The organism is Mycobacterium avium subsp. avium (genome assembly GCF_009741445.1).
GTDB classification, from domain to species: domain Bacteria; phylum Actinomycetota; class Actinomycetes; order Mycobacteriales; family Mycobacteriaceae; genus Mycobacterium; species Mycobacterium avium.
Genome location: NZ_CP046507.1, coordinates 3,390,586 through 3,408,988, shown reverse-complemented (window position 1 = coordinate 3,408,988; position 18,403 = coordinate 3,390,586). Strand labels below are relative to the sequence as shown.

The window sequence follows — 18,403 nt, the reverse complement described above, 5'->3', positions numbered from 1 at the left end:
TTGGCCACGATGTCCAAGCTGTTGCGCGCGGTGGCCGCTGTCTGCGTCCTGGCCGGCTGCTCATCGGCCACTCACCCGGCGAAGGTGGACATCGCCAAGGTCGCCGAGGTGAAACCCAGCTTCGGACCCGACTACAAGGTCAGCGACACCGGCGAACGCGGCATCGACCCCAAGCTGCTGGCCGGCCGCAAGCTGCCCGACGGCCTGACCTTCGACCCCGCCCAGTGCGCGAAAGTGGCGAGCGGGCCGGATCTGCCGGCCGATCTGCAGGGCAACATGGCCGCGGTGACCGCCGAGGGCCGCGGCAACCGCTTCGTGGTGATCGCGCTCGAGACCTCAAAAGCCTTGCCGTTCAACGACCCCGGGAAGGACTGCGCCAAAGTCACCTTCTCCGGTGCGCAACTGCGCGGCGGTGTGCAAGTGGTCGACGCGCCGCAGATCGACAGCGCGCGCACACTGGGCGTGCACCGGGTGCTGCAGGCGCTGACACCCGGCGGCCCGCGCACCGGCGAACTGTACGACTACTCCGCGCAATTCGGCGACTACCAGGTGATCGTCATCGCCAACCCGCTGGTGATCCCGAACCAGCCCGTTGCTCCCGTCGACACCCAACGCGCGCGCGACCTGCTCGTCAAAGCGGTGGCATCGGTGCGTGCTCAATAGTCAGCGCACGCCGCGCGGGCGGAATTGGATGCTCACCCGCGGCCCGACCGGCGCCGTCGTCTTGGGCACGGCATGCTCCCAGGTGCGCTGGCACGAGCCGCCCATCACCAGCAGGTCCCCGTGCGCCTGCGGCAGCCGCAGCGACGGGCCGCCGCCGCGGCGCCGCAGCGCGAACGCGCGGGTGGCGCCCAGGCTGACGATCGCCACCATGGTGTCCTCGGAACTGCTGCGGCCGATGGTGTCGCCATGCCAGGCCACGCTGTCCGAGCCGTCCCGATAACAGCACAACCCCACCGTGGTGAACGGCTCGCCGAGTTCGCCGGCGTAGATGTCGTTGAGCCGGCGGCGCAGCCGGGACAGCATCGGATGCGGCGGCTCGTCGACCGTGAGGTCGTGAAAGCTCACCAGCCGCGGCACGTCGACCACCCGGTCGTACATCTGCCGGCGTTCCTCCCGCCACGGCACCGTCGACAGCAGGGCATCGAGCAGATCATCGGCGTCGGTGAGCCAGCCGGCGCGGATTTCGATGAAGGCGCCGTCGCCGAGCTGCCGGCGCTCGGTGTGCTGGAACAGGGAGCCTTGAACCGCGATCTCCACGCGACCCAGTTTATCGCACATCCGTTCGATCCTGAGGCGGCGGCGGCGGGCGTGTGACGGCCCATGCCGCCCCTGCGCGCCGCTACGGTTGAACCTGTGGGCGTGGTCGAGCTGGGCACCAATTCCGAGGTGGGCGCGCTGCGGGTGGTCATCCTGCACCGCCCGGGCGGCGAGCTGCTGCGGCTCAACCCGCGCAACGTCGACCAGCTGCTCTTCGACGGCCTGCCGTGGGTGGCCCGCGCACAAGAAGAGCACGACCAGTTCGCCGAGCTGTTGCGCTCGCGCGGGGTCGAGGTGTTGTTGCTGTCGGATCTGCTCACCGAGGCGCTGACGCACAGCGGGGCCGCGCGAATGCAGGGGGTCGCCGCAGCGGTCGATGCGCGACGGCTGGGAGTGCCTCTGGCGCAAGAGCTTTCGGCCTACCTTCGCGGGCTGGAGCCGGCCCGGCTGGCCCAGGTGTTGATGGCGGGGATGACGTTCAACGAGTTGCCGGCCGATACGCGCACCGACGTGTCGCTGGTGCTGCGCATGCACCACGGCGGCGACTTCGTCATCGACCCGCTGCCCAATTTGGTGTTCACCCGCGACTCGTCGATCTGGATCGGCCCCCGGGTGGTGATTCCGACGCTGGCGCTGCGGGCCCGGGTCCGCGAGGCCTCGTTGACCGATCTCATCTATGCCCATCACCCGCGGTTCACCGGGGTGCGGCGGGCCTACGAATCGCGCACCGCCCCAGTTGAGGGCGGCGACGTGCTGCTGCTGGCGCCGGGCGTGGTCGCGGTCGGGGTGGGGGAGCGGACCACGCCGGCCGGTGCGGAAGCGTTGGCCCGCAGCCTATTCGACGACGATCTGGCGCACACCGTGCTGGCCGTGCCGATCGCCCAGCGGCGCGCGCAGATGCACCTGGACACGGTGTGCACGATGGTCGACACCGACACCGTGGTGATGTACGCCAACGTCGTCGACGCGCTCTCGGCGTTCACCATCCAGCGCACCCCGTCCGGCGTTGAGATCAGCGAGGCCCCCTTCTTGGAGGCCGCGGCCACGGCGATGGGAATCGACAAACTGCGGGTGATCGATACCGGGCTGGATCCCGTCATCGCCGAACGCGAGCAGTGGGACGACGGCAACAACACGCTGGCGCTGTCACCCGGCGTCGTCGTCGCCTATGAGCGCAACGCGCAAACCAACATGCGCCTGCAGGAGGCCGGCATCGAGGTGTTGACGATCGCGGGATCGGAGTTGGGCACCGGTCGCGGCGGCCCCCGCTGCATGTCGTGCCCGGTCGCGCGCGACCCGCTGTGACGGCACCGCGAAAGTGCAACTGGCAACGCGTTTCCCGAGTGGCGCCGTCGGTAGTTGCACTCTCGCGGCAAGGCGCAGAAGCTAACGCCAGCTGGGCAGCCAGATCTCCATGTTCCAGGTCTGCTGCGAGATCGGCAGACCGGTGAGCACCGGGAACAGCCAGGCGAAGTTGGTCACCACCAACGCCACGTAGCAGCAGACCGCGATCAGCCCCAGGGTGCGCCGCTCGGAGTTCGCCCGCAGCATGCCCGTAGCGGTGGGCGCGTAAAGAATGTCGCCGCAGATCAGCGCGATGGCCATGGCCAGGAACGGCGCCATCGTCGCCGCGTAGAAGAAATACATCTGCCGGTCGATGTCGGCGAACCAAGGCAGCCAGCCCGCGCAATACCCGACCAGCACCGCGGCGTAGCGCCAGTCGCGGCGAACCAGCATGCGCCAGAGCGCGAAAACCAGCACCGGCACGGCCAGCCACCACATCGCTGGGGTGCCCACCAGCATCTCGGCCTTGACGCACGATTGCGCGCCGCAGCCCGGGACGTTCTGCTCGTCGATGGCATACAGCACCGGCCGTAACGACATCGGCCAGCTCCACGGTTTGGATTCCCATGGGTGGTAATTGCCGGCGGAGTTCGTCAAGCCGGCGTGGAACTGAAAAGCCTTGGCGGTGTAGTGCCATAGCGATCGGATGGCGTCGGGCAGCGGCAGCACCGAACGCGGGCCGATGGTCTGGCCCACCTCGTGCCGATCGATGGCCGTCTCGGAGGCGAACCAGGGCGCATAGCCGGCCAGATACACCGCGGCGGGGATGAACCCCAGCGCGTACCCGGTGGGCAGCAGATCCCGCCGGACCACCCCCAGCCAAGGCCGGGTCACCTGGTACTGACGCCGGGCGGCGACGTCGAAAGCCAGCGACATCGCCGCGAAGAACAGCACGAAGTACAGGCCCGACCACTTTGTCCCGCAAGCCAATCCGAGCAGCACGCCGGCGCCGAACCGCCACCACCGCACGCCCAGCCGCGGACCCCACACCGTGTCGGCGCTGCGGCCCTGCAGCAGCGCGGTGTGCAGGCGTTGTCGCACTTGGTCGCGGTCGACGATCAGCGCCCCGAACGCCGCGACCACGAAGAAGGTGAGGATGCCGTCCAGCAGCGCGGTCCGCGACGCCACGAAGCTGACGCCGTCGCAGATGACCAGCACCCCCGCGATGGCACCGACCAGTGTGGAGCGGCTGATTCGCCGCACGATCCGCACCACCAGCGCCACCATGACCACGCCGAGCAGCGCGCCGGTGAACCGCCAGCCGACGCCGTTGTAGCCGAAGAGCGCCTCGCCGATCGCGATCAGTTGCTTGCCGACCGGCGGGTGGACCACCAGGCCGAACCCCGGGTTGTCCTCCACCCCGTGGTTGTGCAGCACCTGCCAGGCCTGCGGGGCGTAGTGCTTTTCGTCGAAAACCGGTGTGCCGCCGTCGGTGGGCGAGCCCAGGTTCACGAACCGGGTCACCGCCGCCACCAGCGTCACCACGCCGGTCACCACCCAGCCGCGCACGTCATCGGTGGGCCCGAAATCGGCCGCCGGAACCAACGGGCCCGGGCTGACGACGGGCACCACGCGTTCGGTCTCGGCGCCGTCGGTGTGCACGGGGGATTCGCGGGGCGGGGCGGACATCGGTGTCGATCGTAGGCTGTCGGTCATGACCACCGGCCGCCTGTTGCTGGGGGCAACGCCGTTGGGGCAGCCCTCGGACGCCTCGCCCCGGCTGCTGGATGCCCTGGCCCGCGCCGACGTGGTGGCCGCCGAGGACACCCGGCGGGTGCGCACCCTGGCCAAAGCGCTCGATGTCGCCATCACCGGCCGGGTGATCAGCATGTTCGACCGGGTCGAGGCCGCCAGGGTGGACTCGCTGCTCGAGGCGATCCGGTCGGGGGCGACGGTGCTGGTGGTCAGCGACGCCGGGATGCCGGTGATCAGCGACCCCGGCTTCCGGCTGGTGACGGCCTGTGTGCAGGCGGGGCTGCCGGTGGGATGCCTGCCCGGGCCCTCGGCGGTGATGACGGCGCTGGCCGTGTCCGGACTGCCGGCGGAGAAGTTCTGCTTCGAGGGCTTCGCGCCGCGCAAGAAGGCGGCGCGGCGCGGCTGGCTGGACTCGCTGGCCGACGAGCGGCGCACCTGCGTGTTCTTCGAATCACCGCGCCGGCTGCCGGCCTGCCTGCAGGACGCGGTGGAGCGGCTCGGCGGTGAGCGGCGGGCCGCGATCTGCCGGGAGCTGACCAAGGTGCACGAAGAGGTGGTGCGCGGCACGCTGGACGAGCTGGCGGCCTGGGCGGGCGACGGTGTGCTCGGCGAGATCACCGTGGTGCTGGCCGGCGCCACCCCGCGCACCGACCTGCCGTCGCTGGTCGCCGAGGTCGAGCAGCGGGTGGCGGATGGCGCCCGGATCAAGGACGCCTGCGGCGAGGTGGCCGCCGCCCAACCCGGCGTGCGGTCCCGTCAGCTCTACGACGCGGTGCTCAAGGCCCGCCGCGACTAGCCCGCCGAGCTCGCCGCCGCGATGGACGGCAGCCCGACGATGGGCGAGGCCTTGTGCAGGCATTCGGCCCACTCGGCGTCGGGATCGGAGTCCGCGGTGATTCCGCCGCCCACGCCCAGCACCGCGCCGCCCGCGGCGTCGAATTCGACGGTGCGGATCGCGACGTTCAGTTCACATCCGGCCACGGGTGAAGCCAAACCGATTGTGCCGCAATATATTCCGCGAGTAGCGGGTTCCCATTTCGAAAGTAGTTGGCGGGCACGGTGTTTGGGTGTCCCGGTGACCGAGGCGGGCGGGAACGCGGCGTCCAGCAGGGCCGACGTCGGCAGCTCGGTGGGGACCTGCGCCGACACCGTCGACACCAGGTGCCACACCCCCGGCGCCCGGCGCACCACCAGCAGCTCCGGCACGCTCACCGTGCCCACCGTCGCCACCCGGCCCAGGTCGTTGCGCACCAGGTCGACGATCATGATGTTCTCGGCGACCTCCTTGGCCGAGGCGCGCAGCGCCGAGGGCCAGGCGTCCAGCGGCAGGGTGCCCTTGATCGGGCTGGACGTGACGACCGTGCCGCGGCGGCGCAGGAAGAGCTCCGGGGACAGCGACGCCACCGCCCCCCACTCGCCCTCGACATAGGCGGCCCGCGCCGGGTCGGTGCGGGCGACGCCGTCGACGAAGAAGTCCAGCGGGGCGCCGCCGACCGTCCCGCGGAATTGCGTGCACACGCACGCCTGGTACACCTCGCCGGCGCGGATGGCTTCCAGGCAGGCCAGCACACCGTCGCGGTGCGCGGCCCGGTCGGCAACGTCCCAGTCGATCCGGCACGGGCGCGGCGGGCCGGCGGGCGCGGCCAGCGCGCCGGCGAGCCACCGCGGCATCGGCGCGCCGGTGAGGCTCTCGTACCACCACTGCCCGTCGCGGTCGCGGCGCAGGACGCAGTCCGTCCAGCCGCCGGCGGCCTCGGGAATCCGGTTCGGCTTGGCGTCGGCGCCGCCGTCCGGATAGGACAGGTAACCGATCCACCCGCCGCCCACATGCGGCGGCTGCGGTGTCCGCGCCGTGCCGACCGCGAACACGTCGCCGGGGGGCACCGGGCGCACCGGCAGGCTCGGCGCGATCACCGCCAGGGCGTCGAACCAGTCGCCTGTCAACGCGGCCGGCGGCGGCAGACCGAGCCGGCGGGTGACATCGCCCACGGCCCGCAGCACCTGGGGTGCGGGGCCGAGGTCGCCGAGCCGGTCGATGCGCACCGCCCTAGCTTGACAGAGCGGCGCGGGTTCGGGGCGAGTCAGCCGCGGCTGACGTCGCGGGCGGTGGCCAGCGCCGCCAGCTTGTGCGGGTTGCGCATCACGTAGAAATTGGTGATCTTGTCCGCCGCGATCTCCACCGTGATGACGCCTTCGAGCCGGTCGCCGAGGTAGAGCAACACCGCCGGGGCGCCGTTGCAGGTCACCGTGTCCACCCGCAGGGTGGCGTACTCCGCGGCCTTGCGGAACAGCCCGGTGATGGCGCGGGCCACCTTCTCGGCGCCGACCACCGGCCTGCGGGCGGCGCTGACCACGCCGCCGCTGTCGGCGGTCCAGGTGGCGTCCGGGGCCAGCATCGCCATCAGCGCCTCCACGTCGCCGCTGGCCGCCGTGGCCAAGAACTGCGCGGTGAGCTCGGCGTTGCGCTTGGGGTCGATCGCCTGCCCGGCGCCGGGGTGGCGCTTGCGCCGGGCCCGCACGTGTTCGCGGGCCCGGCGCGCGACCTGACGCACGGTGGGCGCCGGCTTGCCCACCGCCTCGGCGATCTCGTCGTAGTCGAATCCGAACACCTCGCGCAGCACGAATACCGCCCGCTCGTCGGGACTCAACGTTTCCAGCAACACCAGCATCGCCATCGAAATCGACTCGGCGAGAACGACATCGGTGGACGGATCCTGCTCGTCGAGCAGCAGCGGCTCGGGCAGCCAGGGCCCGACGTACTCCTCGCGCCGGCGCGCGCCGGCCCGCAGCGCGTTGAGCGCCTGGCGGGTGACCAGCTGAGCCAGGTAGGACTTGGTGTCGCGCACCGTGGCCAGGTCGACGGTCGACCAGCGCAGGTAGCTGTCCTGCAACACGTCGTCGGCCTCGGTCGCCGAGCCCAGCATTTCGTAGGCGATGGTGAACAGCAGCGGCCGCAGCAGGGTGAATCGGTCGGCGTGCTCGCTGCCGCTCGGTGCCTGCGTCATCACACCCCGACCCGCTCGTCGGCCGGCACCCGCTGGCCGCCCTTGAGCCAGCGGTACGAGCCGGGCTTGGCGGCCTCGCGCCGGATCGCCCACAGCGTGCCCCGGCATATCGCTTCCTTGAGCTTCGCGGCGGCCCGCCCGCCCAGGTACGCGTTGATCGGGGTGTCGTCGGTGCGCGCCAGCTGGAAGGTGGCGGCCGCCCGGCCCAGGCTGATGCACTGCCCGACGAACGCCTGGTTCAGCGGCGCCGGCTCGGTCCCGGCGATGCGGCCCAACACAGTGTTGGCGGCCTGGGCGCCCAGCGGACCGGCGGCCTGGCAGCTCATCCGCAACGGCCGCCCGGACGGCGCGGCGGCGTCGCCGGCGGCGACGATGCGGTCGTCGTCGATGCTGGTGAGCGTCTCGTCGGTGAGCAGCCGGCCCAGCGGGTCGGTGCGCAGCCCGCTGCGGGCGGCCAGGTCCGGGACGCTGAATCCGGCCGTCCACACGGTGGCCGCGCTGGGCAGCACCACGCCGTCGCTGAGCACCACCTCATTCCAGCGCACCTCGGTCACGGTGACGGACTCCAGCACGCCGACCCCGAGGCGGCGCAGCCGCTTGGCCACCGAGCGCCGGCCCCGCGGGCTCAGCGACGGGCCCAGCACCGGGCCGCAGATCAGGGTCACCGGGCGTCCGAGCTCGGCCAGCTCGGAGGCGGTCTCGATGCCGGTCAGCCCGCCCCCGACCACCGTGATCGGTGCCGGCAGCGGCAGATCGGCCAGCGCGTAGTGCAGCCGCTGCGCGCTTTCCAGGTCGGCTACCGAATGCGCGAACTCCGCGCAGCCCGGCACCTCGGCTACCGCGCCGGTGCTGCCGACGGCGTAGATCAGGTAGTCGTAGTCCAGCCCGGCGCCGGAGGTCAGCACGGCCCGGCGGGCGGTGGCGTCGATGTGGTCGACCGTGTCGACGATCAGCTCGATGCCCTCCCCGAGCAGCGTGGCGTAATCGGCGGTCGCCGTGCCGGTGTCCGCCACCAGCTGGTGCAACCGGATGCGCTCCACGAAGACCGGCCGCGGGTTCACCAGCGTGATGTCGATGTCCGGGCGCTGACGCAGATGGTTGGCGGCCAGCGTGCCGGCGTATCCGCCGCCGACGACGACGACATGTGTTTTGCTGCGGGTCACCTCGGTCATGGCTGTCTCCTGTTCGTGAGGACGTGTGCCCTTGAGACACCGCAGCCCGCTTCCGCGTGACAGGTTCGCCTGCAATTGTGACCGGCCTCACTGCCGCGGGCCCGGCCGGCCCTGCTGAGCTGCGGCGACAGCGCGGCCGAACGTGCGTGATACGCTGCGCTACGCCAATTCGTGGCCCGCCCCGAGCGGAAGACACGCACCAGAGGAACCCCGAAATCCGGGGCCACTTGCCCGCGCATCGGTGTGTATTGGGAGAAGCAAACCGTGACGACGACCATCTCTTCGAGTGGACCCGGCGCGCCGACCGGTCGCGGCGGGTGGTCGGCGGTTGTCCCCGGGTGCGATCTGACGCGCTGACGATGGTGTGCTCATCGGGGAAACGAGCGCTGGCCGCTGTCATCGGCATCGCGGCGGTGCTGAGCGGATGCGGCGGCAAGCCCGATCCGGGGCCGCTGTCGGCCATGGTCAGCCCGGCCATCCCGCCCACCGCGCAGGAGATCCCCAACCCGCTGCGCGGCCAGTACGAGCAGATGCTGAATCCCCTTTTCCCGCAAGGTAATTCGGCGCAGCAACGGTACTCTCCGTGGCCCGCCTCCTACGACGCCAGCCTGCGGGTCTCCTGGCGGCAGCTGCAGCCCGTCGACCCGCGCACGCTGCCCCCCGACGCGCCCGACGACCGCAAGTTCGACTTCTCCGCGATCGACGACGCGCTGGCCAAGCTGGGCGCCCGCAACATGCGCCTGACCCTGGGCGTGTACACCTACCGGTCCTGTTGCAACGACACCTATCCGGACAACACCGCCATCGCGATTCCGGACTGGCTGCGCCCGTCGTCGACGAGTTATCCGCCGCCGAACCAGGCCCCCGGCGTCACCCAGGTGGTGCCGAACTTCAACGACCCCGACTACCTCAACGGCGTCACCGCGCTGCTGGCCGCGCTGGGCCGCCGGTACGACGGCGACGAGCGGTTGAGCGTGTTCGAGTTCTCCGGCTACGGCGACTTCGGTGAGAACCAGCTCGGCTATCCGCGCGATTCGCTGGGCGCACCGGGCCCCGCCCCGGACGACAGCGTGGCAAAGCTGGGTTATTACAGCCAATTCCGCGACCAGAGCATCACCAAGGCCTCCATCGCGCAGCTGGTCGCGGCCAACACCAACGCCTTCCCGCACACCCAGTTGGTGGTGGCGCCGCAAAATCCGGAGATCGTGCGCCAACTGCTCGCCGACGACGTCACCAAGAAACTGTCCGCGCCGGTCGGGATCCGCGCGGATTGCCTCGGGGTGCAGTCGCCGTTGCCGGAATGGGCCGAGGCCAGCGACTCTCACTACGTCCGGTCCAACGACGCCGTCGTCGCGGCCATCAAGCAGCGGCTCGGTTCGGGACTGGTGATCAGTCAGTGGTGCCGGCCGCCCAAGGGCGCCGACTCCCGGTCGTACTACGAGAAGGGGCTGCACGACGTCATCCGCTACCACGTCTCGATGACGTCGAGCGCCGACTTCCCGGACCGGGATGCGACGTCGGCGATGGACCCCGAGCTGTATCTGCTGTGGGGGCAGGCCAATACGTCGGCCGGTTACCGGTACTCGGTGGAGGCCAAGCCCGGATCGCAGTCGATCCAGGGCAAGGTGGCCAGCATCTCGGTGGTGTGGACCAACTACGGCGCGGCGGCGGCCACCGAGCACTGGGTGGCCGGCTACAAGCTGGTGGACTTCTCCGGGGCGATCGTTCGCAGCCTGCCCGCGACGGTCAACCTCAAGACGCTGGTGCACGACGAATCCAGCACGTCACGCGAGGAACCGGTCCCGGAATCGGCCACCGAATCGGTGCACGTCGACGTGACCGGCCTGGCGCCCGGCCACTACACGCTGCGCGCCACGGTGGACTGGCAGCAACACAAGCCGGACGCCTCGCACGTCGTCAACTACGCGCCCATGGCACTGGCCCGCGACGGCCGCGACGGTGCCGGCCTGTATCCGATTGCCACACTTGACATCCCGAGCGACGCGAGCTCGGCAAGCGGTCACTGACCGTCGCGGCTTTTTCCGCAGAATCCCGATCGCCGGGCCGGTGCGTGATACCGTTTCCGCACGTATTTCGGCCCCGTGATCTGGGGTCGGCACCCAGACGGAATGTGCGCCCGTATCGGAGGACTCCGTGCCACGCAGCCTGGACCTGGTGGTCACCTCCGTCGCCACCGCGCTGATGGAGGCCACGGCGTCCACGGCACGCTCGGTCAGCGAAACGGTGCTCGCGCAGCTCGTCGAGCAGTTCGATGTGGACGCCAGCTTCCTGCACCACCACGACGCCGCGGGCCCGGTGCCGGTGGCCGAGTGGCCGCGGCGAACCGATGCCGCGGGCCCGATGGCCGCGCTGCGATCCGAGGACGTCGAATCGGTACTGGCCCAATGCGAGCGGCAGCGCCGGCCGGTGGTCAGCAGCCCGGACCAGGCCGACGGTTGGCTGCGCCGCTGGCTGCAGCGCGACAAGGCAGCCGGCGCGCCCTCGGTGGCCGCCGCACCGCTGGTGTCCGGCGACGCCACCACCGGTGTGCTCGGCTTCGTCAAGTTCGGCGCCCGCAGGTGGAAGCCGGAGGAGATCAACACCCTCGAGGCGGTCGCCGCGCTGTTCGCGCAGCTGCAGGCCCGCATCGCCGCCGAGGAACGGCTTCGCTACCTCGCCGAGCACGACGACCTGACCGGTGTGTACAACCGGCGGGCACTGGTCGCGCATCTGACCGAACGGCTGGCGGCCGGAAACCCCGGGCCGGTGGCGGTGTTCTATCTCGACCTGGACCGGCTGAAGCCGATCAACGACTACCTCGGCCACACCGCGGGAGACTGGTTCATCCGGGTGTTCGCGCAGCGCATCGAGGAATGCGCGGGCGAGCAGAGCATGATCGCCCGGCTGGGCGGCGACGAGTTCGTGGTCATCCCGCACCAGCCGATGGCGTCCGAGGCCGCCGAGGCGTTCGCCCGCCGGCTGTCGACGCTGCTGTGCGACCGGCTGACCATCGGTGGGCACGTGATCAGCCGGACCGTCAGCATCGGGCTGGCGGTGGGCACACCCGGAGCGGACAACTGCACCGACCTGCTGCGGCGGGCCGACGAGGCGGTGCTGACCGCCAAGCGGGCCGGCGGCAACCAGACCGCGGTGTCCACCGATGACATGTCGCTGAAGCGGGCCTTCCGCAACGACATCGAGCTGCACTTGCAGGGCGACATCGAAAGCGAGGGCCTGCTGCTGCACTACCTGCCCGAGGTCGACCTGTGGACCGGCGCCGTCGTGGGGGCCGAGGCGCTGGTGCGCTGGCGGCACCCGATCTGGGGGCTGCTGCTGCCGGACTCGTTCATCGGCGTCGCCGAATCGACCAACCTGGGCGCCGAGCTGGGCGGGTGGGTGATGCGCAGCGCCTGCGCCGATTTCAGCCGGTGGCGGGCCAACGGCGTGGGCCACGGCGCGATGTTGCGCATCAACGTCTCGCCCATCCAGCTGATCAGCCGGGGCTTCGTGGAAACCGTCGCCGACACGATCGGCGAGTTCGGCATCGACGCGGGCTCGGTGTGCCTGGAGATCACCGAGCGCGCGGTGGTGCACGACACCGAGACCACCCGAAAGACGTTGTCGGAGCTCAAGGAAGTCGGTGTGCAGATCGCCATCGACGACTTCGGCACCGGCTACGCCGTGCTGTCCCACCTGAAGTCGCTTCCCGTCGACATGCTCAAGATCGACGCCGGGTTCGTCCGGGAGGTGGGCACCGACGCCGGGGACCTGGCGATCGTGCGGGCCATCATCGGGCTGGCCGAGGCGTTCGGCCTGGAAGTGGTCGCCGAAGGCGTCGAAACACCTGCTGCCGCACTGACTTTGATGCAGCACGGCTGTCACCGGGCGCAGGGTTTTCTGCTGTCGCGCCCGATCCCCGGCGAGGCGATGGAAGCGCTGCTGTCCGCGCGCTGGATGCCGATGCCGTTTCTCGCCGACCGCGAGGCGTCGTCGATGGGCTCGATCTAGCCCCTCGACCCGCTCAGCGTTCGTCCGGCAGGAAGACGAAGTTGTTCACGTACGGGCCCCGGCCGGTCCAGCCGTCCTGCCGGCTGCCGGCGTTGGCCGGGTCCTGGTGCACCGCCGGGTCGAACTCCGCGATCGGCCGCCGCGCGCCGTCCAGCTCGAAGTAGCCCGAGTAGCCGAGACCGGTCAGCAGTCGGGTGATCCCGGCGACGGCGCCGCGGTGGTGGCGCTCCTCGGCTTCCACCACGATCGCCGGCCGGTTGCGCGCGAGCGTCTCTGCGGCGCCGTGCAATACCGCCAGCTCGTGGCCCTCGACGTCGATCTTGACCAGGCCGACGTCGTCGAGATTCAGGTCGTCGAGCCGCTTGACCGGCACGTCGATGACGCGGATCTGGTCCCCGGTCAAATCGCCCAGGCTGTTGTCGGTGTCGATGGTGCTGCGGCCCGGCTCCGACTCGACCACCCGCATGGCGATCGTTCCCGGTTCATCCGACAGCGCCACGGCCTCGACCCGGACCGCGGCCCCGACCGCGTCGAACATCGCCGCCAGATCGCGAGCCTGGGCCGGGCGGGGCTCGAACGCGATCACCGAGCGTGACGACGCCGCCATCGCGATCGTGAACTCGCCGAGGTCGGCGCCGATGTCCAGCGAAACCCGATGCGGGTCGCACAACGACGCCACCAGCTGCACGTCCGGGCGGGACCGGCCGAGCCGGTCCAGAATGCGGAATTTGCGCCGCCAGAACCGGCGCGGCGCGAGCCTCTTCGCCGCGGGCGCGAGCCACCGTTTGGCCGAGCGTGCCAGCGCCATCTGCGGTGATCTCCTGTCCGATTCCCGGGGAGCACCAGCTTAAATGACGCCCGGCGGTGGCGGGGCGCCGACGACGAGCTTTCGGAGAGCCGGGCGGAATCGGGCATGCGCCGCGGGCGCGGGCGCTACCCTGTTGTCACCCTTGGTATCCCACGCATGAATACCCGCGACGGCCGCCGGCCGCGAGCCGCCAGAGAGGTTGCAGCCCCATGATGGAGACGGCGTTTCGGCGAGCAATGCCCGCCGATGCCGTTCCGCAACCAGGGCGAACCGTCGCCGCCGGGCGCGGATCAGCCCGCGCCACGGCGGCGGCGAGAACGAGGAAGATCGTTCTGGTCGTCGGAGTGTGCCTGGCGCTGCTGCTCGACGGGTGCGGTCAGCGCGGCGATCTCGGTCCGCTTTCGCTGATCGTCAGCCCGGCCATCCCGTTGTCGGTGCAGGACGTTCCGAACCCGCTGCGCGGCCAGTACGAAGATCTGTTGCAACCGCTTTTCCCGCAAGGCAATCCGGCGCAGCGTCGCTACCCGGCCTGGCCGGCGTCGCAGGACGCCAGTTTGCGTGTTCCGTGGCGACAGCTGCAGCCCACCGATCCGAGCAGCCTGCCGCCCGACACTCCCGACGACCGCAAATTCGATTTCAGCGTGATCGACGACGCGCTGGCGAAGCTGGCCAGCCGCAACATGCGGTTGACCCTGCGGGTGGTCGCCTACAACTCCTGTTGCGACACCGTCTATCCGAACAACACCAACATCGCGATGCCCGACTGGATGCGCCCGGCGGCCACCAATTACACCGGTGCGCAACGGTATTGGTGGTCACCCGGGGTGACGCAGGTCGTGCCGAACTGGAACGACCAGAACTACCTCAACGCCTTCGGGCAGCTGGTGGCCGCGTTGGGGCGCCGGTACGACGGCGACGAGCGGCTCAGCGTGTTCGAGTTCTCCGGCTACGGCGATTTCAGCGAGAACCACATCTCGTATCTGCGTGACTCGTTGGGCGCGCCGGGTCCGGCGCCCGACGAAAGTGTGGCGAAACTGGGGTATTTCAGCCAGTTCCGGGACCAGAACATCACCGCCGGTTCCATTCGCCAGCTGGTCGAGGCGACCGTAAAGGCTTTTCCCCACACGCAATTGGTGACGACGGCGCTCAACCCGGAGATCGTGCGCCAGTTGATCGCCGACGACATCACCAAGCGGCTGTCCGCCCCGGTCGGCATCCGCGCCGACTGCCTGGGCGTGCAGGACCCGCTGCCGGCCTGGGCGGAAAGGGACGGCTCGCACTACGTGCAGACCAAAGACCCGCTGGTCGGCGCGCTGCGCGACCGGATGGCCGCGGCACCGGTGATCACCGAATGGTGCCAGCTGCCGGCCGGGACCGATCCGCGGTCCTACTACGAAAAGGGCCTGCGCGACGTCATGAAGTACCACGTGTCGATGACGTCGAGCTTCAACTTCCCGGCGGTGGATGCGAGCACCCCGATGGACCCGGCGCTGTACCTGCTGTGGGCGCAGGCCAACGTCGTGGCCGGCTACCGGTATTCGGCCGAGGCGCGGCAGGGATCGCAATCGTTGGCCGACGGCAAGGCGACATTGGACGTCACGTGGACCAATTACGGTTCCGCGGCCGCCACCGAGAACTGGGTCCCCGGCTACCGGCTGGTCGACTTCTCGGGGGCGGTGGTGCGCACGCTGCCCGCGCGGGTGACGCTGAAAACGCTGGTGCCGGGACCGGACGGCGCGGGCAAGGAACCCGCCCCGGTGTCGTCTGTCGAGACCGTTCACATCGACCTGGCGGGCGTGGCGCCGGGGCACTACACGTTGTGCGCGGCGGTCGGTTGGCAACAGCACAAGCCGGGCGCCGAGCACGTGGTGAACTACCCGCCCATGCGGCTGGCGCGCGACGGACGCGACGGCAACGGATGCTATCCGCTCGCCACGCTGAACCTGGCGCGCGAAGCCTCCACCGCCTGATCCCGGCGGCGCACCACCTGGCCGAACACGCCGCCGGAGCCGTGGTGAACCCGCGCAGCGGGACTTCCGATTCCGCCAAACCCCGCCTGACGATGCTGCATAATCTGCAGGAGCAGCGCGGCCGCTACCGGAAAGCCGAAGACTTCGCTTCGCGCTGAAGGCTTTAGAAAGGTTATTAGCCGATGGATTTCCGTACCTTCGTCCGGATTCTCGGCGCGCACTGGAAACTCGCCCTGACCGCCCTGCTGGCGTGTACCGTCGGCGCCGCGTTCGTCACGGCACTGCAGACCAAGCACTACCAGTCGTCGGCCACGGTACTCATCTCGTTCTCCGGTGCCACCGACCTCAACGAGGTGTACAGCGGCACGGAAACGGCACAGGAACGGCTGTCGTCCTACGCCCAGATCGCCGGCGGGCACATCGTGGCCGAGCGGGCCATCCGTCAGCTCCAGCTTCCGATGAGCGCCGACGATCTGCTGAGCCAGACCCAAGTGAAATACACCCCGAAGTCGGTGATGTTCACCATCAGCGTCAAGGACACCGACCCGGCGCGCGCCGCCGCGCTGGCGGGCGCCATGGCGAATCAGTTCAGCGCGCTGCTGCCGACGATCGCCCCGAATACCGGCCCGAACACGGTGGGCGCGCAGGCGACCGCGGGGCCACGACCCGAGGTGGCCGAAACGACACCAGCGCCGGGCCAGCCGCCGGAAGCGCCGGCGGCGGTGGGGCCGACGGGCAAGCCGTGGCCGCTCGCGCGGGCCACCATGGTCGAGCCGCCCCGGGTGCCGAACGTCCCGGTTTCGCCGGTGCCGCTGAGGAACATGGTGATCGGGTTCATCGCCGGTCTGCTGCTGGCCATCGCGGTGGCGTTGACCCGCGAGGCCGGCGATCGCACCGTGCGCACCCGCGCGAAGCTGGAAGAGCTTTCGGGCCTGCCCACTTTGGCCGAGCTGCCCGGACGGCGGGGCGGGACACCGCGGTTCGGCACCGACACCGCATTCGACGACGCGGTGCGCGGCATGCGCACCCGGCTGCTCAGGGCGATGGGCCCCGACGCCCGCCAGGTGCTGGTGACCGGGCCGTTCGGCGGCGAAGGCACGACGACCACCGCGATGAACCTGGCGCTCGCGCTTGCCGAGATGGGCGAGGACGCACTGCTCGTCGAGGGCGACAGCCGCCGGCACGTGATCGCCGGATTGCTGCGCGTCGAATCGGGGGAGGGACTCGCCAGCGCGCTGGCCAACCCCGCCGCCGCGGCCGAAGTCGTGAAGCCGACGCCGATTTCGCGGCTGTTCATCTTGGCGTCGCGGTCGGCTCGCCGCGAAAGTCTGCCTCCCAGTGCGTATTTGCCGGAAGTGGTCGACCGGGTGGTGCAGGAATTGTCCTCGCGCTTCGACCGGATCGTGATCGACGGGCCGCCGGTGCTGGCCACCGCCGACACCGGCCTGCTGTCCGGCGCCGTCCCGGCCACGGTGCTGGTGGTCCGGGCCAAGCGCACCACCGCCGACGAACTGCAGGACGCGTTGACCGCGCTGCGCGCGGCCGGGGCACACGTGGTCGGCACCGTGCTGACCGATGCCCGCCAGTCGCTGCACATCCGGGCCGCCGACCGCGCCTACCGGTCGAAGGTCAGCAGGCCGGCGTGATTCCGATTCCGTACCTGCGGGCTCGGCACCGCCTGGCAGTGGACGGCGCCCTGCTGGCGATGTTCGTGTTCGGGTGCTTCGTATTCGGGGTGCTGTCGGTGCGCCGGACCACCGAGGGGGTGCTGCTGACCGCCGCGTTGTTCTGCGTGGTGGTGTATTGGGTGAAACCCGAAGGGATGGTTGGGGTTACGCTGTTCGGGGCATTCGCGGCCCTGCCCGAAGGGTTGCACGTCGGCAAAGTCTTTGGCCCGCTGACCATTTACGCCTACCACCTGGCCGCCTTCCTGGCGATCTGCTATCTGATCCCGGCCGCCAAACCGCGGTCCTCCGATTTCCTGCTGCCCGGGATCCTGGCCGTCACCGCGGTGTGTTCCACAGTCACCGGGTTCCTGGTCGGAAACTCCGCGCTGGTGGTGACCCGCGAGTCGACCACCATGCTGGAAATGGCCCTCGGTTTCGTGCTCGCGTTGTTCGTCGTCTACAGCGGTCACGTCACCTGGTCGATCCGGGTGATGATCGCGATTCTGTGGTTTTCGGCGGGCATGGCGATCGTGAGTTCGTTGTACTCCATCCGGTTGGCGGGCCGGGCGGAGAGCCTGGAGGGCACCACGGGCGCCGGCCAGGCGATGCGCATCATTCTGTCCACCCAGACGCCGGCCACCGCGGTGCTGAGCGCACTCGTCGCCGCGCCCATCGTCGGCAGGGTGCGGCCCAGGCTGTATCTGGCGTTAGGCCCACCGGCACTGAGCATTTCGCTGCTGTCCTTCTCCCGTAACACGCTGATCTCCATGGGAGTGGCGGCCGCGGTGGCCCTGCTGGGCAGCCTGAGCTGGGCGGCGGTGCGGCGGACGATCGTGGCCGCGACGGTCGGCGCGACCCTGGTCGCGGTGACGGTGCCCGGGTCGCTGTTTTTGCTGCAGCGGTCGAAGACCGGGGCGTGGCTCGCCGACCAGTACGTCGCATTCAACCAGCGGGTGCTGGGCGGGGTGACGTCCAGCGCGCTCGCGGTGGACGATTCGGCGCTGGAACGACTGCGCGAGATCAACCTTCTCAAGGAAACCATCGCCAGCGCACCGCTTTTCGGCCACGGCCTGGGCTACGTGTACCAGCCGCCGACCGGGGACGACGAATTCCACCGATACCTCTATCCGGCGTATTCGCACAACTTCTACCTGTGGTGGTTGGCCAAGGCCGGGGCGGTGGGCATGGCCGCGTTCGTGTTGTTCGCGCTCACGCCGGTGATCCTGGCGCTGCGGTGTACGTCCGGGCCGGCCAAGATCGCGGCGGCGGTGGCCGCGGGCCTGCTGGCGATCTCCGCGGTGTGGCCGTTGCCGGAGATGCCGATGGACGCCCTGGGATTGGGCATGGCGCTGGGGGCGGCGATGGGCTACGCCGGCCTGCGCCGACGGGAGAGGCAGCTCGACGATCGCTGCGCTCCGCCCGTCCCCATCTCCAATTCCCCTGTCGGCGTGGGCACTTCCAGCTAGTCGGGGTC

General features: G+C 70.2%; 14 protein-coding genes. 8 read left to right on the top strand and 6 right to left on the bottom strand.

Annotated features, from left to right (window positions below; all coding sequences use genetic code 11):
* The first annotated feature begins 9 nt into the window (after window positions 1-9).
* On the top strand, window positions 10-663 hold the full coding sequence (locus MAA44156_RS15700; protein WP_009975263.1) for a DUF5642 family protein: 654 nt from the start codon (window positions 10-12) through the stop codon (window positions 661-663).
* Here MAA44156_RS15700 and MAA44156_RS15695 read toward each other — a convergent pair whose 3' ends face one another.
* On the bottom strand, window positions 664-1,260 hold the full coding sequence (locus MAA44156_RS15695; protein ID WP_011723956.1) for an alpha-ketoglutarate-dependent dioxygenase AlkB: 597 nt from the start codon (window positions 1,258-1,260) through the stop codon (window positions 664-666).
* Window positions 1,261-1,323: 63 nt separating this feature from the next.
* On the opposite strand from MAA44156_RS15695, the gene arcA reads away from it, so the two are divergent.
* Complete coding sequence (arcA, locus tag MAA44156_RS15690) at window positions 1,324-2,565, top strand: arginine deiminase (RefSeq protein ID WP_263424812.1); 1,242 nt, start codon at window positions 1,324-1,326, stop codon at window positions 2,563-2,565.
* Between the two features lie 81 nt (window positions 2,566-2,646).
* On the opposite strand, the gene MAA44156_RS15685 is transcribed toward arcA, so the two are convergent.
* Complete coding sequence (locus MAA44156_RS15685) at window positions 2,647-4,176, bottom strand: dolichyl-phosphate-mannose--protein mannosyltransferase (protein ID WP_162151417.1); 1,530 nt, start codon at window positions 4,174-4,176, stop codon at window positions 2,647-2,649.
* A gap of 82 nt (window positions 4,177-4,258) precedes the next feature.
* On the opposite strand from MAA44156_RS15685, the gene rsmI reads away from it, so the two are divergent.
* Window positions 4,259-5,095, top strand: coding sequence for a 16S rRNA (cytidine(1402)-2'-O)-methyltransferase (gene rsmI / locus MAA44156_RS15680; protein WP_003872782.1), 837 nt, complete (start codon window positions 4,259-4,261; stop codon window positions 5,093-5,095).
* Here rsmI and MAA44156_RS15675 read toward each other — a convergent pair.
* From MAA44156_RS15675 to MAA44156_RS15665, 3 genes are read right to left on the bottom strand one after another with little or no spacing between them, the layout of a single operon-like run.
* On the bottom strand, window positions 5,092-6,342 hold the full coding sequence (locus MAA44156_RS15675; RefSeq protein ID WP_009975267.1) for an aminodeoxychorismate synthase component I: 1,251 nt from the start codon (window positions 6,340-6,342) through the stop codon (window positions 5,092-5,094). The genes rsmI and MAA44156_RS15675 overlap by 4 nt on opposite strands.
* A gap of 38 nt (window positions 6,343-6,380) precedes the next feature.
* Complete coding sequence (locus MAA44156_RS15670; protein ID WP_009975269.1) at window positions 6,381-7,304, bottom strand: RNA polymerase sigma-70 factor; 924 nt, start codon at window positions 7,302-7,304, stop codon at window positions 6,381-6,383.
* Window positions 7,304-8,476 (bottom strand): NAD(P)/FAD-dependent oxidoreductase, encoded by a 1,173-nt coding sequence (locus MAA44156_RS15665; RefSeq protein ID WP_009975270.1) that lies wholly within the window; start codon window positions 8,474-8,476, stop codon window positions 7,304-7,306. The genes MAA44156_RS15670 and MAA44156_RS15665 overlap by 1 nt, the downstream gene beginning before the upstream one ends.
* Window positions 8,477-8,835: 359 nt before the next feature.
* Between MAA44156_RS15665 and MAA44156_RS15660 the strand changes: the two genes are divergently transcribed.
* Together MAA44156_RS15660 and MAA44156_RS15655 are read left to right on the top strand one after the other, a co-directional pair.
* On the top strand, window positions 8,836-10,503 hold the full coding sequence (locus MAA44156_RS15660) for a hypothetical protein (RefSeq protein ID WP_024637236.1): 1,668 nt from the start codon (window positions 8,836-8,838) through the stop codon (window positions 10,501-10,503).
* 127 nt (window positions 10,504-10,630) lie between these two features.
* Window positions 10,631-12,484 (top strand): putative bifunctional diguanylate cyclase/phosphodiesterase, encoded by a 1,854-nt coding sequence (locus tag MAA44156_RS15655; RefSeq protein ID WP_009975272.1) that lies wholly within the window; start codon window positions 10,631-10,633, stop codon window positions 12,482-12,484.
* Window positions 12,485-12,497: 13 nt separating this feature from the next.
* On the opposite strand, the gene MAA44156_RS15650 is transcribed toward MAA44156_RS15655, so the two are convergent.
* Complete coding sequence (locus MAA44156_RS15650; RefSeq protein ID WP_009975273.1) at window positions 12,498-13,292, bottom strand: FkbM family methyltransferase; 795 nt, start codon at window positions 13,290-13,292, stop codon at window positions 12,498-12,500.
* Between the two features lie 209 nt (window positions 13,293-13,501).
* Here MAA44156_RS15650 and MAA44156_RS15645 point away from each other — a divergent pair, with 209 nt between their 5' ends.
* The 3 genes from MAA44156_RS15645 to MAA44156_RS15635 all read left to right on the top strand — a co-directional run bounded on the left by MAA44156_RS15645 (window position 13,502) and on the right by MAA44156_RS15635 (window position 18,395).
* The gene (locus MAA44156_RS15645; protein WP_023871342.1) at window positions 13,502-15,262 is read left to right on the top strand and encodes a hypothetical protein; all 1,761 of its coding nucleotides are present in this window, start codon (window positions 13,502-13,504) and stop codon (window positions 15,260-15,262) included.
* A gap of 182 nt (window positions 15,263-15,444) precedes the next feature.
* Complete coding sequence (locus MAA44156_RS15640) at window positions 15,445-16,908, top strand: tyrosine-protein kinase domain-containing protein (protein WP_009975323.1); 1,464 nt, start codon at window positions 15,445-15,447, stop codon at window positions 16,906-16,908.
* The gene (locus MAA44156_RS15635; protein WP_009975321.1) at window positions 16,905-18,395 is read left to right on the top strand and encodes an O-antigen ligase family protein; all 1,491 of its coding nucleotides are present in this window, start codon (window positions 16,905-16,907) and stop codon (window positions 18,393-18,395) included. The genes MAA44156_RS15640 and MAA44156_RS15635 overlap by 4 nt, the downstream gene beginning before the upstream one ends.
* Window positions 18,396-18,403 lie beyond the last annotated feature (8 nt).

What these genes read in the sequence shown, in the direction of transcription:
- MAA44156_RS15640 (WP_009975323.1), top strand. Translation starts at nt 15,445, where the DNA reads ATGGATTTCCGTACCTTCGTCCGGATTCTCGGCGCGCACTGGAAACTC.
- rsmI (WP_003872782.1), top strand. Translation starts at nt 4,259, where the DNA reads ATGACCACCGGCCGCCTGTTGCTGGGGGCAACGCCGTTGGGGCAGCCC.
- MAA44156_RS15700 (WP_009975263.1), top strand. Translation starts at nt 10, where the DNA reads ATGTCCAAGCTGTTGCGCGCGGTGGCCGCTGTCTGCGTCCTGGCCGGC.
- MAA44156_RS15665 (WP_009975270.1), bottom strand. Translation starts at nt 8,476, where the DNA reads ATGACCGAGGTGACCCGCAGCAAAACACATGTCGTCGTCGTCGGCGGC.
- MAA44156_RS15660 (WP_024637236.1), top strand. Translation starts at nt 8,836, where the DNA reads ATGGTGTGCTCATCGGGGAAACGAGCGCTGGCCGCTGTCATCGGCATC.
- MAA44156_RS15650 (WP_009975273.1), bottom strand. Translation starts at nt 13,292, where the DNA reads ATGGCGCTGGCACGCTCGGCCAAACGGTGGCTCGCGCCCGCGGCGAAG.
- MAA44156_RS15645 (WP_023871342.1), top strand. Translation starts at nt 13,502, where the DNA reads ATGATGGAGACGGCGTTTCGGCGAGCAATGCCCGCCGATGCCGTTCCG.
- MAA44156_RS15670 (WP_009975269.1), bottom strand. Translation starts at nt 7,304, where the DNA reads ATGACGCAGGCACCGAGCGGCAGCGAGCACGCCGACCGATTCACCCTG.
- arcA (WP_263424812.1), top strand. Translation starts at nt 1,324, where the DNA reads ATGCCGCCCCTGCGCGCCGCTACGGTTGAACCTGTGGGCGTGGTCGAG.